At 46.3% G+C, this 14,202-nt stretch carries 16 protein-coding genes; 3 read left to right on the top strand and 13 right to left on the bottom strand.

All coding sequences use genetic code 11. The annotated features are described in order from the left end of the window. Window positions 1-7: 7 nt before the first annotated feature. The 7 genes from NST99_RS21180 to NST99_RS21210 form a co-directional block, all read right to left on the bottom strand. The gene (locus NST99_RS21180; protein WP_341094188.1) at window positions 8-568 is read right to left on the bottom strand and encodes a cysteine hydrolase family protein; all 561 of its coding nucleotides are present in this window, start codon (window positions 566-568) and stop codon (window positions 8-10) included. A 159-nt stretch (window positions 569-727) separates the two neighbouring features. Beyond that, window positions 728-2,200: a protein adenylyltransferase SelO gene (locus tag NST99_RS21185; protein WP_341094189.1), complete on the bottom strand. Its 1,473-nt coding sequence runs from the start codon at window positions 2,198-2,200 to the stop codon at window positions 728-730. 55 nt (window positions 2,201-2,255) lie between these two features. Next, a complete protein-coding gene (locus NST99_RS21190) occupies window positions 2,256-3,026 on the bottom strand; it encodes a hypothetical protein (RefSeq protein WP_341094190.1) in 771 nt (256 codons plus the stop codon). Window positions 3,027-3,232: 206 nt separating this feature from the next. Next, window positions 3,233-4,366 carry an SGNH/GDSL hydrolase family protein gene (locus tag NST99_RS21195; protein ID WP_341094191.1) on the bottom strand — a complete coding sequence of 378 codons (1,134 nt, stop codon included), beginning with the start codon at window positions 4,364-4,366 and terminating at the stop codon, window positions 3,233-3,235. 51 nt (window positions 4,367-4,417) lie between these two features. Further along, window positions 4,418-5,026, bottom strand: coding sequence for a CPBP family intramembrane glutamic endopeptidase (locus NST99_RS21200; protein ID WP_341094192.1), 609 nt, complete (start codon window positions 5,024-5,026; stop codon window positions 4,418-4,420). A gap of 111 nt (window positions 5,027-5,137) precedes the next feature. After that, the gene (locus NST99_RS21205) at window positions 5,138-6,463 is read right to left on the bottom strand and encodes an ATP-binding protein (protein WP_341094193.1); all 1,326 of its coding nucleotides are present in this window, start codon (window positions 6,461-6,463) and stop codon (window positions 5,138-5,140) included. Beyond that, on the bottom strand, window positions 6,464-7,189 hold the full coding sequence (locus NST99_RS21210) for a LytR/AlgR family response regulator transcription factor (RefSeq protein WP_341094194.1): 726 nt from the start codon (window positions 7,187-7,189) through the stop codon (window positions 6,464-6,466). Window positions 7,190-7,386: 197 nt separating this feature from the next. Between NST99_RS21210 and NST99_RS21215 the strand changes: the two genes are divergently transcribed. Together NST99_RS21215 and NST99_RS21220 are read left to right on the top strand one after the other, a co-directional pair. Further along, window positions 7,387-7,743 carry a MarR family transcriptional regulator gene (locus NST99_RS21215; protein ID WP_341094195.1) on the top strand — a complete coding sequence of 119 codons (357 nt, stop codon included), beginning with the start codon at window positions 7,387-7,389 and terminating at the stop codon, window positions 7,741-7,743. Window positions 7,744-7,762: 19 nt separating this feature from the next. Beyond that, window positions 7,763-8,212: a pyridoxamine 5'-phosphate oxidase family protein gene (locus tag NST99_RS21220; protein ID WP_341094196.1), complete on the top strand. Its 450-nt coding sequence runs from the start codon at window positions 7,763-7,765 to the stop codon at window positions 8,210-8,212. Window positions 8,213-8,388: 176 nt separating this feature from the next. Here the strand turns inward: NST99_RS21220 and NST99_RS21225 are convergent, their stop codons facing one another. The 6 genes from NST99_RS21225 to NST99_RS21250 all read right to left on the bottom strand — a co-directional run bounded on the left by NST99_RS21225 (window position 8,389) and on the right by NST99_RS21250 (window position 13,651). Next, window positions 8,389-9,201, bottom strand: coding sequence for an ABC transporter permease (locus NST99_RS21225; protein WP_341094197.1), 813 nt, complete (start codon window positions 9,199-9,201; stop codon window positions 8,389-8,391). Continuing rightward, window positions 9,185-10,222 carry an ATP-binding cassette domain-containing protein gene (locus tag NST99_RS21230; protein WP_341094198.1) on the bottom strand — a complete coding sequence of 346 codons (1,038 nt, stop codon included), beginning with the start codon at window positions 10,220-10,222 and terminating at the stop codon, window positions 9,185-9,187. The genes NST99_RS21225 and NST99_RS21230 overlap by 17 nt, the downstream gene beginning before the upstream one ends. 230 nt (window positions 10,223-10,452) lie before the next feature. Beyond that, window positions 10,453-11,178, bottom strand: a complete 726-nt coding sequence (locus NST99_RS21235) for an AAA family ATPase (protein WP_341094199.1) — start codon at window positions 11,176-11,178, stop codon at window positions 10,453-10,455. Window positions 11,179-11,314: 136 nt separating this feature from the next. Beyond that, window positions 11,315-12,535, bottom strand: a complete 1,221-nt coding sequence (locus NST99_RS21240; protein ID WP_341094200.1) for an MFS transporter — start codon at window positions 12,533-12,535, stop codon at window positions 11,315-11,317. Window positions 12,536-12,769: 234 nt separating this feature from the next. Then, window positions 12,770-13,057, bottom strand: coding sequence for a DUF6809 family protein (locus NST99_RS21245; protein WP_341094201.1), 288 nt, complete (start codon window positions 13,055-13,057; stop codon window positions 12,770-12,772). A 231-nt stretch (window positions 13,058-13,288) separates the two neighbouring features. Next, window positions 13,289-13,651 carry a DUF2185 domain-containing protein gene (locus NST99_RS21250; RefSeq protein ID WP_341094202.1) on the bottom strand — a complete coding sequence of 121 codons (363 nt, stop codon included), beginning with the start codon at window positions 13,649-13,651 and terminating at the stop codon, window positions 13,289-13,291. Between the two features lie 192 nt (window positions 13,652-13,843). Here NST99_RS21250 and NST99_RS21255 point away from each other — a divergent pair, with 192 nt between their 5' ends. After that, window positions 13,844-14,119: a hypothetical protein gene (locus NST99_RS21255; protein ID WP_341094203.1), complete on the top strand. Its 276-nt coding sequence runs from the start codon at window positions 13,844-13,846 to the stop codon at window positions 14,117-14,119. Window positions 14,120-14,202 lie beyond the last annotated feature (83 nt).

Raw genomic sequence — 14,202 nt, forward strand, 5'->3', positions numbered from 1 at the left:
CTGCGAATTATGATCTATAAGAGTCATGTGTGGGACGAAACAAATCTTCCTCAGAATCTCTGACCATAGAAAAGTGCTCGACATTGTAGTGCCCATGTAACGTTTTATTGTGATGCCTGATGATCTGTTCTGCACTTAAAACATCAGTGTCCGTTGTAGAATGTCCATCCCCAACCAAGGTGACATCCATATTACTGACCGTAGCAGTCCGGACTGCAGTATCGATGCAGTGCTGAGTTTTACAACCCATAATGACCACATGCCCAATCTGCTGATCTTTCAGGTATGCAAGAAGTCCTGTCCCGTGAAAAGAATTGGTTGCCAGCTTATCGAAGATTTTGGCATCTGCAGACTTATTGATTTCATGGTGCACTTGAAAGCCTGCACCTTTTCCCTCCGCTACATCGAGGTCCCTTACAAACACAACTTCGACACCTGCTTCTTGGGCTCGTTCAATCACTTTATTAATATTCCGGATAAGCTGTTCTTTGTTAAATACCGCACTTTCCTGCTCATTTCCATCAATTAACTCTTGCTGCGCGTCGATAATTAATAATACCTGATTCAAATTGATTTTCCCCTTTCAGATGGCGGGGAACGTTAACGGACATGATTAGTTAGACGTTATCCCCATATTGTTTTTTTCACTGGCATTGTTTTTCATAATATCTAGCTCCCGAGAAAAAATAGTGTATCCACTTTAGAGTGAACATTTAGACTTTTTTAGTCAGGTACCGCAGAAAGTCCGGTAGGGTCTGGTGGATTCCTCTGGCAGTGAATTGTAGTCATCCTGATCTGATGAGTAGGCGTATGGGTTGGCAAGCACACCAAGGAGCCGCTCCAGCACACTAAAGTCCTCTTCTCTCACTGCTGCTTCGAGCGCTTCTTCTACCCGGTGGTTGCGTGGAATTACCGCTGGATTGCTGGCGCGCATTAGCTGCTGCGAAGCGTCTTGCGATTCCTGCTGCCTGCCCAGTCTCGCCTGCCAAAGTTCATACCACCCGGTAAATTCAGGTGTTCCATGCAAAACCGTTTCTTCCGGCTTATTTAAAGTTAAGGCCCGGAAAGTATGGGTATAGTCGGCACGATACTGTTGCATCATTTCAAGCAAGCCTTCGATAAGAGATTCATCCTGCGGTTCTTCATTAAAGATTCCCAGCTTCGCCCTCATTCCTGTGAGCCAATGGCTGAGGAAGATCTCTTGAAAATCTGCAATTGCATCCTCGGCAAGGCTGATCGCCTCGCCCTTGTCTTCATGCAGCAGCGGCAGCAGCGTTTCTGCAAATCTTGCGAGATTCCATGCAGCAATCCCCGGCTGATTGCCATAGGCATACCGGCCTTGAAGATCTATCGAGCTGAATACTGTCGCAGGATCATAGACATCCATGAAAGCACAAGGACCGTAGTCAATGGTTTCTCCACTTAGTGCCATGTTGTCGGTATTCATCACTCCATGAATAAACCCGACCAGTTGCCACTTAGCAATCAGCTCAGCCTGACGTTTGATCACTTCCCGAAGCAGCACAAGATAACGGTTCGGATCAGAATCAGAGCCAGCTTCCGGATAATGTCTTTGCAACGTGTAATCTGCCAGGGCCTGAAGATCCTTGTCAGTGCCCCATGCGGAGACGTATTGAAAGGTACCGACACGCAGATGACTGGCAGCTACACGAGTCAATATAGCACCCGGCTGCTCAGTCTCGCGGAATATCAGCTCCCCTGTAGTGACTACCGCCAAGCTGCGGGTGGTAGGAATACCAAGCGCATGCATGGCTTCACTGATAATATATTCGCGAAGCATTGGCCCGAGCGCTGCACGTCCATCGCCTCCGCGGGAGTATGGCGTTCTACCTGAGCCCTTAAGCTGAATATCAAACCTCTCGCCTTCTGGCGTAATCTGTTCACCAAGAAGCACAGCCCTCCCGTCACCTAACCTGTTAAAGTGTCCGAATTGATGTCCTGCATAAGCTTGGGCAAGTGAATCAGCACCTTCAGGAATTTCATTGCCTGCCAGCACTGCAGCTCCATTATCGCTACGCAACGCCTGAACCTTCAACCCAAGAGATGCTGCCAAGGTTTCATTGAAAATCACCAGCTTCGGCAGTCGTACGGAATCAGGTTTGAGCCTTGTATACAGCGATTCGGGAAGAGAAACATAACTGTTGTCGAAATTCCATCCTGCATCAATTTTCTCCGTCATAAAATCTCCTATCCGAAATTTATTATTTTTCACAAAGCATTTTCTCTGATCTCATTTAGTTCTGCTGGATTAAAAACACACCTGCATGATACAGATTGAAAAATTCCTCCGAAACACTTTGATCAAAAATAATCATGTCATCCGTATTTACGGTGACTCTAATCCCATTATCATATAATGTTCTAATAGGATGCACGTTATAACCTGCTGCCCTGCAAAGTACAACATTACTTGTCGGACATATATTAAGCTGAATTTTATGATCACATAACCAATTCATAATGATTTGCGAGCTGGCAGCAGCTATGCCGTGTTGAACTTGATCCAGTTCAAGTTCTTCTACAGCCTCTTTGACTAACTCAGCTGATCCAAATTCGCCTACATGCGCTTTTAGCAGCAATCCTTTTTCTTTCGCTTTTCTGTATACTTTTTTGAAGGAAGGAACAGCAAATTCATCGCCAAACATATCCAACGATTGGAAATAATTCTGAGCGAAATATTGATCTAACTTTTCATTTATCTCATCAATAGGAGTATAGGATAAGAATGTAATTTCCGGTACAAAAGTAACATCTGGAGCAACGCTCTGATGAATCCTTTTTAATGCTTTAACCAAATCCTCAATGGATTGATCATAAAAAGCCTCTTCTCCTATTGAAACGCTCATATGAAGCAGCTGAACACCATCCAACTTTGCCTGCATAAATGCGGCTTCGATACGTTTTTCATACCCTAATCTTCCCTGAAATAATGGTTTTATGTATTGCGCATTCCATTGATTCATTTCGCTCAGGTCATTAAACTTCGGACAATCAGGTATTTTCACCCCGGCCCATTCTTCGATATACTTCTTATTACCGCCTCTTGGAAGATGGTTGTGCAAATCCCTTTTGGTATTTTTCTCATCTCAGCCAAATCATTACTTTCCAACGCTTTACAAAATCTATCCTTCATCCAGCACCTCCTAAATACCGCTCCTCCAGTTCCAAATCCCCCTCCATTGCCCCTTTTCCTTATCTCAAGTATTTAAGTTCAATTTATAGTCGCTAAAATTCCTTGGATGTAACCGGTCAGCTCTTGTGCCGCTTGCTTATGGGCCAATACTCCCGGATGGCTTCTTGCACCTATAGTTTCATTCGTCATATTCGGAAGTTGAAATACAGAAACCTTCTTGTCGCCTGTTCTCTTGGCATAACGGTCTACACCACGATGAATCGCCGGCATCATTGGGATGCCCAGCATTCCATAGGCCCAGATGATGTGCGCAGTTTTATTATTAGTTCTGAGCTTCAGAAGAAACTTCTCAACAGCCAACTCGAATGCCGCCAAATCCCCTTCATTATAAGTCCCGTCCTCATTTAGCCGTTGATTATGAATCTTCCCGCTATCTTCATCGTGCCATCCCGGAGAATGAAAAGCACCGTCATCATTGGTTCCGAGATTAACCACCACCACATCCGGCTGCCAAGAATCAAAATCATTTGCTGAAAAAGCTCCTAACGCTGCATTTTTCGCACCGGCAAGCAGCCCGCATACCTGCTCGTAGGTTTCAGGAAGATTGGCATGCGGATTATTATCCCAGCTAGTAAGCACGCCCCATCCGCTTTGCGAAATAACCCGATATTCTGCGTTCAAAGCGTCAGCCGTCATTGCCGTATAATTATGTATTGCGCTGAACCACATCGGAATCCAGTCTTCTTCACTTTTGGCTCCGACGACGCCTTCCCCGGAAGTAATGCTGTCGCCAATAAACTCAAATTTATAGGGCTTAGCTTCAACAGGTACAAATCCCCCATCCGTCTTCACGGCGTGGATTTGCATGTAGCAGCCCGGATCTCCGCTCATAGCCTGCACATCTTTTACAACCCGGACATTCTTCACAGCATTCTCATTCATCCCTCTGAACACACAGACCCAGTACCTTCCCGCGGTTAACATTTGTCTGCTTACAGGTACAGAGTTGATGAGTATACTAATCCAAGGCTCGTACTGATCATATCCGGACTCCACTTCAATCCAGAGCTCCGAAGCCTTTACGTTGAATTCAACCGCACTTCCTGTCCAGAACAAGGTTACCGGGTCCAGGCAGCCTGTTGTTCTGCCATGAACCTTCAAATGTTCGATCCCGGAGCATGGATATGTCTGCAATGCTTCATTTTTGTGCATCAAATTCCCTCCAATTTATGGTTTTAACCCACAGGAGATCTGTAAACTTCTCTACATCCATTGATACATCATAACAATGGAGGAGATCAGGTTAGTCAGCCCATGCAGGACCCAACCTGGTATAATCGAGCCGGCAGATAACTTCTCGTCCAACAGTCCGATACTCCAGCCCACAAAGCCTGCAAGAATCATTACAACTACAGAATGAAATAATCCGGCACTACTGTATAACATAACAGCATGTACGGCGCCAAACAATAGAGCCTGGGCACTGTTCCCAATTGCAAATCCGAACTTCGAGTTTAGCCGTTTGCCAATGAATCCGCGGAACAGAATCTCTTCGGACAAACTCGTCTGCACCCATGAAAAGATCAACGCCGGAATCAGACCCTTAAGACCTGTACCGTAAAACTGCGAGCTGGCCAAAGTATCCTTATCCAGCATATAGATTGTAGTAAGCATTCCCAAGCTGGTGAATATAGTCACTGTAAGGATGAAGCATAGGATGAACTGCTTCCTGGAAACCACTTGAGGTTTCTTCCAGCCAATCCACTTTACAAACGAAGATGTCTTTCTGCTTGTAAAGAACCAGTATGCATAGGGAATAGAGGTGAACAAGATAAGCTGAAGGACTGCACTGATGAGCAATGACAATGTCAACGGAATAACCTCCTTTAAATAAAGAACAGCCTCACTTTATCATGGACTGCTTCTCTGAAACGGGAGGAGACCGTAACTTGCCCGGTTGATGGAGTAGTTGGCATCTGATAGCTACCCGGGCACTGGCAATACCGCCAGCATCATGAACTGCTGATCCTCATATCTGAAACTGACACTTCCTTGAAGCTGCTGAACGGCATACTCAATACTTTCGATTCCGAACCCTTTGCTGCCTAAGTTCCGCTTGCTGGATAAAAAGGAGCCATGTCCGTCCTCCGTAAGCAGAGATGCGGGATTCTTCAGGGAAATCACCAATAATCCGTCACTATAAATCACTTCCAGTTCAATTGAATACGGCCCTGGCTGGGGTAATCTCTGAATCCCTTCAATCGCATTGTCGAGGGCATTGCCAAGGATTATCGCAATATTCACCTCTTTGCCTGCAAGCGACAAGTCCTGAGGAATGCGAAAATGAGATTGCATTGCAACCTTATTCAGTTCAGCTATAGCGAACTTCTCGTTATAGATCGCATCAATAGCTATGTTTCCAGAAGAGATAAATTTTTCTCCCGGCCTATGCTTCAAAGCAACCTCCGCAACATAAGCGCTGGCTTCTTGTACAGCTCCTGCTTCCAGCAGAGAATGAATGAGGAGCAGAACATGATTCAGATCATGCCGCAAGCGCTTTGCTTCTTGATTCTCTTTCAGTTTACCTGTGTATTCCGTCACTTGCTGCTCCAGCACATGATTATGGAATTCTACCTGCATCCGTTTCATTAACTTATGGTACATAAACATTTCAGCAATGTTAATGACAAGAATACCTAACAGGATGATCACAAATTCAAGCGGGATATTGGAAGGCTTGAACCCATTCCCCCTTATATTGACAATAATAATGAGCAAAGAGCCGGCCGAAACCAGATTCAGCACAGCCCAATCCTGATTCGACAGTAACGTTGTGTTGTCAACTTGGAATAACCGTAACAATAGCAGGCATAACATGATGCTTAGCAAAATAAGAACGATGAAACTGAAAGACAGCCACAGGAAATTGGCATTATCCATTCTCTCGGGATTGAGCGGGATATGCTGAACCCCGTACCACACCAGCATTTCAATAACAACTGTAAATACCGTATAGAAACTGCTGAAGAACAGCTTTTGCAGCACACTGCCGCGAAAATAAACGGTCGTAATCAGACTATATACTAGGAGGTGAAGGACAACCGAAACAACCGGCGGCAAGCTGGCTGCGGTAAGTGATTTAACCATATAAACGAGAATAAGGCAGCCAACGAATGACTTCTTGCTCCTGTTCAGGATTAGAAATTTTTTTAGAAAAATATAGAATGCAAACCCCTGCGGAGCATAAATAAGGATGAGCATAAACACACCGAGCAAAAAGTAGGGACTATTCTCCTGAATGAAAGACATCTATCTAAGAAGCCTCTTTTCTATAAAGGCGTGGTACGACCGTAAAGAATCAGAGCTTCTACTGCGGCTGACAGGAAGTTCCACTCCGTTCTTCAATTGAATAAGCTCTTTACTTAAAGAACGGACATAGAGCCAATTTACAAGGTATCCCGTATGTACGCGACAAAAATCATGCGGCCAGAGCCGTCCCTCCAACTCCCCCAATTTGCCGTAATATGAATAAGTAGCGTTTTCAGTACACAGGACCAATTTTTTCCCCCGTTCTACCGTGATATACATAATGTCATCTACTTTTAAATTATAGTCCATATGATGAATTGAGAATGACAGCACATTGCTTCTTTGCATGCATTGCTGGACGGCCTTGACTGTCACGGCCTGCAGTTCATGTTCATCAATGGGTTTCAGCAAATAACGGAACGGATGAACCTCAAAGCTTCTTCTCATATAACTGGTGTGGCTGGTGACATAGATGATTAACACACCGGCATCTTCTAGCCGGATCTTCTCTGCGACTTCTATGCCGTTATACCCGGGCATCTCCATATCCAGATAAACAATATCGTAAGCAGTAGAGCTCATGGCCGTAAGCAAGGATTCACCTGACTCAAAAATCTCAATGGTGCCAGTTATCCCCTGCAGGTTCATCAGCAGCTTCATTAGCAATTCTTCCAATCTTGAGGCCTCTGTCCTCTGATCGTCACAAATGGCAATGTGAAGATTCATAATATGTATCCCTCCAAGTGAAACGTATTCTATCATATTATCAAATGGAAAAATATGAAGATCAAGTGTGATAAAAAGCGCAGATAACATTCCTATATAGGAATATCCTGTACAGGAGGAAGGTGGTCCACACGAAAACATCAGGTGGTTTCTTAATCTCTCAGATCAAACAGCTCCAAGGCAGAGTTTTTGAAAAAATGTTAAAAGAAAGCGGTGTGGACGCGTTTAACGGGGCACAAGGAAGGATTTTGTATGTGCTGTGGGAACACGAGAGGCTTACGATTTCCGAGATTGGCCGGCTTACCTCGCTTGCAAATACTTCTTTGACCAGCATGCTTGACAGAATGGAAGAAGGGGGGCTTATTGTTCGAATTCCAGACAACCATAACCGCAGGCAAACTTTCATAACGATTACTGAACAGGCCAAAGCATACCGTGAGGCTTACGATCTCGTATCTGAACAAATGAATACTTTGTTCTATCAGGGATTCACAGAATCGGAGGTTACTGCATTCGAGAAAATGCTGAGCAGAATTGTTGATAATTTGAATTGATGAATTGGAGGAACCCGAAATGGAGCAGCAAACTAAAGACGCTATCCTCAAATTAATTGAAAATAGCCGTGATGCCATTGCATGTTCAATTGACAGTGACGGATTTCCAAACGCCAAAAATATGTTCAAGATCAAACATGAAGGCCTAAAGACCTTCTGGTTCTCGACAAACACGTCTGCAATCCGCACCAGCCAATGGATGAACAACTCCAAATCTTGCATTTATTTTCTCGACGCCGAGGACTTTCACGGATTGATGCTTACAGGGCATATGAAGGTATTCCTTGATGATGAAACGAAGCAGAACTTCTGGAAAGAAGGCGACGAACAATATTATCCGCTTGGTCCAACTGATCCGGATTATTGCATGCTGTGTTTTACGGCAGAGAAAGGGAACTATTATCATGGGCTGCAGAAGCATTTGTTCAGCGTAGAGGAATTGCAGGAATATTATCGTCATGCCTTATAAGCCGTGCCCGGTACGAAAGTTACGTAATTTTTCCGTATCGGGCAACTATATAGATTGAACTTATAATTCTTCTATTTCGGGATTGGCCGTGACTACAGAGAATATTTGGACTTCCGGCCGCTGTTAGGTTTGGATTTCCTGAATTTAACCGCGATTTGCGGTAGAAATCCAAACAGTTACGTACGACGCATATATGCACGCACGGTGATGGGAGCGAAGATCGCTACGATTACAGCCGCTCCGACAAGGGAGAAGACAAGATCTGTGCCCATCGTCCCCGAGTTGACCAGCTCCCGGACGGCTGTCACCAGATGCGAAATCGGGTTAATATTCACGAACCACTGGAGCCAGTCCGGCATGGTATTGACCGGCACAAAAGCATTGGAAAGAAAGGTGAGCGGGAACAGCACAATCATGGATATCCCCTGCACACTGGAAGCCGTGCGCGCTATTACGCCGAAGAAGGCAAAAATCCAGCTGATCGCCCAGGAACATCCGATCACGAGGAGCGCTGCGATGGCTACATGCCCGATCCCGCCTTCGGGACGAAAGCCCAGAAGATATCCCATGACAAAAGTAAGCACAGTCGCTATGGTGTACCGGACGGTGTCGGCAAGCAATGCTCCTGCGAGCGGGGCAATCCGCGAGATCGGCAGTGATTTGAACCGGTCAAACACACCCTTTTCCATATCCTCCCGAAGCTGAACGCCTGTAACTATGGAAGTCGTAATAACGGTCTGTACGAGAATACCGGGGATGATGACCGGCAAATAATTATGCACATCTCCGGAGATCGCACCACCAAAGATATAAGTAAACATCAGCGTGAAAATGATTGGCTGAAACGTGACATCAAACAACTGCTCGGGTGTGCGCTTGATTTTCAGCAACCCCCGATAGGCCATTGTGAGTGAATTGCGTACCGATTGGCTAAAGCTCGAATGATTTTTCAGCTGGCGTTCGGCACCCGGTTTAATGATTGTACTCATACTGTTGTTCCTCCACTTTGTTCAATTTGCCGGACGCCTGAACCGCGTCCTCCTGTACACCATGGCCCGTGAGCGTCAGAAATACCTCATCCAGCGTTGGTTTCTGCACACTTAATTCGGCTAGCGGGATACCTGCTTCGCGCAGCGCGATCAACAGATCGGTGACCCGGTCGGCGTTGCCCATAGGTGCAGTGATTTTCGCCACTTCCATCGAAAGACTGGACGGTACCTGAAGCACCTGTTGCACAAGCCGGCGGGCATTCGTGAGATCTTGCGGATTCTGAACCTTTAAATGCAGCGACGAACTTCCGACAGAGGATTTCAGTTCATCTACAGTGCCCTCGGCAACCACACGGCCATGATCGATAACCGCGATCCGGTCGGCCAGTTGATCAGCCTCTTCAAGGTATTGCGTGGTTAGCAATACAGTTGAACCCGACTTCACCAGCCGCCGGATCGTGTCCCACATTTGGTTGCGCGTACGCGGGTCCAAACCGGTCGTGGGTTCATCCAGGAAAATGAGCGGTGGCTGCGCAATCAGACTCGCGGCCAAATCCAGCCTCCGGCGCATCCCGCCGGAGAAATTTTTGAGCGGGCGTTTCGCCGCTTCGGTGAGTCCGAATTCCTCCAGCAACTCTGCTGCCTTATGACGCGCCTCGGCACGTCCCAGTCCGAGCAAGCGGGAGAATATCACCAAATTCTCTGTCGCACTGAGCGACTCATCGACTGAAGCGTACTGGCCGGTCACCCCGATCAGCTGACGCACAATCTGCGGTTCCTTTACAACATCATGTCCGAAGATCCGCGCCGAACCTGCATCCGGTCTTAGTAAGGTCGCCAGCATTCGGATGGCTGTGGTCTTCCCCGCTCCATTCGGACCCAGCACACCGTAGATCGAACCGGTCCCCACTTTCAGATCCACACCGTCCACCGCCCGGTTATCTCCAAAGACTTTGACAAGCCCCTGCGCTTCAATGGCCCAATCTCCGTGGTGTGGTGCTTTTTTCGTTAATTGATTCATTTGCAATTCCTCCTAAACAACTGAATATATAAGGATGGTAAGCTCCTTATTTAAACTGAATATAAACCTGCTATGTATTTCCTCGGTGCTGCTTTATTATAATCCCGCACCTGCTAGGATCTTAACGGTCTGTGAGATGATTTAAATCTCGGCCTCGGGATGGATAAACCAAAAAAGCCGATCCTCTCGGACCGGCCCATAATCACTTCTTTTTCAAGGAAGTTTCAACCCTAGTCAGTTTCATCCGAATCGCTGAACAGCTCACGCAGTACACTCTTTCTATTTTCGAGAAAGCGTCTTGTGATCATGTAATGCATCGTCTCTTCATAACGAATTTCCCCAACCGGATCTTCATCGAAATTCAATATCTGGGCATCCGGATAACCGAGAAGAATCGGCGAATGTGTAGCTATGATGAACTGGGCTTCATGTTCCAGATCCTTAATAATACGGAGTAAGGCCAATTGCCGTGCTGGCGAAAGAGCCGCCTCCGGTTCGTCGAGTAAATAGATCGCCTTTTTGCCGAAACGATGATTAAAGAGTGCCAGAAACGCCTCACCATGGGATTGCTCGTGCAAGGATCGCCCACCATAATACTGTAAGCTCTGAGGCATAGTATCCAGATGAGAGGCAAAGTGATAAAAGGTCTCTGCCCTAAGAAAAAAGCCGTTTGTAACTTTGGGCAGCCATGATAAGCGAATATGATCTCCCAGAGCAGAGTGGGAAGCATCCACCTCGTAAAGGTTGTTCTTGCTGCCTCCAGCCGTATTAAACCCGCATTGATAGGCCATGGCCTCCAGAAGGGTTGATTTGCCCGATCCGTTCTCTCCCACAAAGAAGGCAACGTTTGATTTGAATTCGATGGTGCTGAGGTTCTTTAAAGCTGTAATGGAAAACGGATAACGGCTATGGTCCATTTCATGTTTCCTCAGAATTTCAAGACTGCGCAAGAACAAGGTACCCTCTCCCCACCATTTTTCTGCAATTGTTCCATCGTTGTACTTACCATACACCTGCGGGGAATGTTTGATCTTCCGGCCGCTGTAGTCGTAAGAATTTCTTGACTTCGTTCTGCTGTTCGCGGCTAAACGTCTATTCAGTCTCTGTGCGCTGCCGGGACGCCAGCCGCCGAAACTGAATGAAGATAAACAGAGCAGTCAGCATCACAACGATTCCTGAACCGAGGAACCATAGCTGCACGCCGTATTCATCCACCACGGGTCCTGCCACCAGAAGTCCAATCGGTGAAGACAGCATCATAATACTGGTCACGAGTGAAATGACGCGTCCCAGCATCTCCGGCTCGAATGAACGCTGAATCATCGCCATGAAGGGACCATTGAAGAAGGGTGCGGCACTGCCCATGAAGAACGAGAGAACCGCAAAGATCACAAAAGCATCCGGACCAATCAAGCCGCTGATTACACAGGTCAGGCCGATGACCAGCAGACCCAGGCTCATATAGCTAATATCACTCCACTTGGATGAGAACACCGACAGAAGCAATCCTCCCAAAATCATCCCGATGCTGAACACCGCTTCCACCAGGCTGGCACTATAGCCCCCACGGCCAAAATGAGACAACGTCATATAAGGAAATAAAGTCGCCAGCGGCATAAACGCGATACTGAACACTGCTGTAGCCCCTGTAATCAACACAATAGGTTTTGCTTGAATGAGTGCGCTCCAGCCCAGCCGGAATTCATGGATAAAGGAGGGTGAAACTGTTATCTGCGCTTTGGGCTGATGAATCTTCACCAGGAACAGCATTAGATTCGCAATCAGCGCCCCGGCCACATCCAGGAGCAATACCGCCCCAAGCGAAGTCGCCGAATATACTGCTATCCCAAGCGCTGGACCCATTACATTCGAGAAAGAGAAGACCATCTGCTGCCAACCCGCGACTCTTGTCAGCTCCTCTTCCGGTGCAATCAACGGAACGGCCGCCTGGAACGCCGGGGCATGAAAGGCCGAAGCTGCCGAACGCAAGCTCAGAATGACATAGACGATTCCGAGTCCCGGCTCCCCCAAAATGAAATAGAACCCTAAGATCAGACTGAAGAGCGCAATTGCGCTATCCGCAATAATCATCGTTAATTTACGGTTCCAGCGGTCCAGCCAGACCCCTACGAAGGGACCCAGGACAGCTTGCGGCAAGAATGCAGCCAATCCGGCAATCATCAAAACTGCGGCTGAACCTGTCGATTCCGTCAAATGCCAGATCACTGCGAATTGAACCATCGAACTCGTGAGTATAGAGAATATCTGTCCACTAAAAATAAGCGCGAATGTTTTTTTCCATTGTTTTTGCATAAGGTCATCTCCTTTGATTGAAAACTCAAATAAACTCATTCCATTAGCATAGGTACACTGAAACAGGCGCATAACAAATAAACTCATTCCCTTGTCTCAAAAAATGGGCGAGTTCACCAGTCTTGCACCTCCAATTACCGTAAACGTATGGAATGGGTCATAAGGAGCACCTCCTGAAAAATTAGGTTTATTATAACATCGCCTATCCTCCATGAGCCAGTTTCAATTGTTCTTTTACGAAGAATTTGATCTATCCCCACCACCCAACACCTCAAGCATCATCAAGACACCCAGCCGGAAACCTTGCGTGTATGCCGCAGCAGCATAAATGGATGTAGTTTGACCCAGCAAATCTATTAATTCCTCCAAAGCATCGAATTCTTCCATCGTGAGTTTCTTTTGATAGGCTTCTATTGATGCAGTAATTTTCCGGTTCAAATCACGGTATTCAGGACTTGTTGGGTGTATACATTCGTCAGGTCGGATGTTTCCATAGAATAGACTTTCCAATACACTGCTCATGATTTTCCTCCTATGAATTGCAGATGAAAAAGCCGAGAATAAAAGTTCTCAGCTGTATAGTACTTCATCTGACCATTGCACAATGCATTTTAGCGGTATAATCACTAAGTTATGCTACCAAAAAGAAACGGATGTCGTAATTAGCCAAAGACGAGATCCGTTTCCGCGAGAAATATAAGGTTGAAGTATAAATACTGTCCTTATAGGGCTGCTCTCCGTTTCACCTGTTCCTCAACCCTTTCCCCAATCCTTAACCTCCACCCATCCCCCATCCTTACTCCCCCGTTCGAACGCCGTACCCACCTCGCGTTGAAATGGCTCGAGCAGACTAGAATCCAGATCCAGAATAGGGTACACACGCATGAGCTGTGTATTGTTGGGATTGTTCAGATATTCGTTATCTTCATCTCCGGCAAAAAGCCGCCAGCCGCTGTCCTCTTCCCGGGTTGCAGGCGTCCGGTACATCCAGCGGACGAAGTTTCCGGGCTGCAGGCATTTTTTGGAGACAAAAGCTATCTTCTCACCCACCTCCACCCACAACGGGTCCCCTTTGCGGAGTACGGTCTGGGCAATATGTCTGGGTTCAAATTCCACGACATCACCCGCTTGATGCCCTTCTCTCTTGTTCCGGGGGAATAAAGAAGGATTCCGAGTATAATCGGCTCGTGTCTTCCACATCTTCTAGGGTCCATTCCATTCAGCATTCCTCCTGAGGTACAATTTTCAGGGTTGCCTTTGTCATATGGTATAATTAGCCAAATAAATGCTATTACGGAGGTAATGAATATGAAAAAAAACATTTCAGTTGCATTGATTCTCGCAATTTCACTTCTCTTTTTGTCAGCTAGTGCAAAAAATAGCCCCACTAAATATGTAGATGCAAATGGAAAAGAGTATACATATAGTCTTGAGTTAAGTGGCACAATGCCAAATGCTGAAAAGTCGAGTAAATGGGTTGTTTACACGAATGATGCTGATTTGACATTTGATGAGGCAGCAAAAAGTATATTGAGTTCTAATTCAAATGACTGGATTGATATGCATATTGTTTCAATGGAATAATATAGGCCTAAAAAAGCCCGGTGATGCAGGAGTTCCTGAATCACGCGGGCTTTGCATGGGTTGAGGCAGATCAAGCCTTGTCT

Origin of the sequence: Paenibacillus sp. FSL L8-0470 (assembly GCF_038008625.1) — a bacterium.
In the GTDB taxonomy this organism is placed as follows: Bacteria; Bacillota; Bacilli; order Paenibacillales; family Paenibacillaceae; genus Paenibacillus_AQ.

Coding starts and splice junctions, on each gene's coding strand:
- NST99_RS21185 (WP_341094189.1), bottom strand. CDS start 2,200: ATGACGGAGAAAATTGATGCAGGATGGAATTTCGACAACAGTTATGTT.
- NST99_RS21195 (WP_341094191.1), bottom strand. CDS start 4,366: ATGCACAAAAATGAAGCATTGCAGACATATCCATGCTCCGGGATCGAA.
- NST99_RS21205 (WP_341094193.1), bottom strand. CDS start 6,463: ATGTCTTTCATTCAGGAGAATAGTCCCTACTTTTTGCTCGGTGTGTTT.
- NST99_RS21210 (WP_341094194.1), bottom strand. CDS start 7,189: ATGAATCTTCACATTGCCATTTGTGACGATCAGAGGACAGAGGCCTCA.
- NST99_RS21215 (WP_341094195.1), top strand. CDS start 7,387: ATGTTAAAAGAAAGCGGTGTGGACGCGTTTAACGGGGCACAAGGAAGG.
- NST99_RS21220 (WP_341094196.1), top strand. CDS start 7,763: ATGGAGCAGCAAACTAAAGACGCTATCCTCAAATTAATTGAAAATAGC.
- NST99_RS21225 (WP_341094197.1), bottom strand. CDS start 9,201: ATGAGTACAATCATTAAACCGGGTGCCGAACGCCAGCTGAAAAATCAT.
- NST99_RS21230 (WP_341094198.1), bottom strand. CDS start 10,222: ATGAATCAATTAACGAAAAAAGCACCACACCACGGAGATTGGGCCATT.
- NST99_RS21240 (WP_341094200.1), bottom strand. CDS start 12,535: ATGCAAAAACAATGGAAAAAAACATTCGCGCTTATTTTTAGTGGACAG.
- NST99_RS21245 (WP_341094201.1), bottom strand. CDS start 13,057: ATGAGCAGTGTATTGGAAAGTCTATTCTATGGAAACATCCGACCTGAC.
- NST99_RS21255 (WP_341094203.1), top strand. CDS start 13,844: ATGAAAAAAAACATTTCAGTTGCATTGATTCTCGCAATTTCACTTCTC.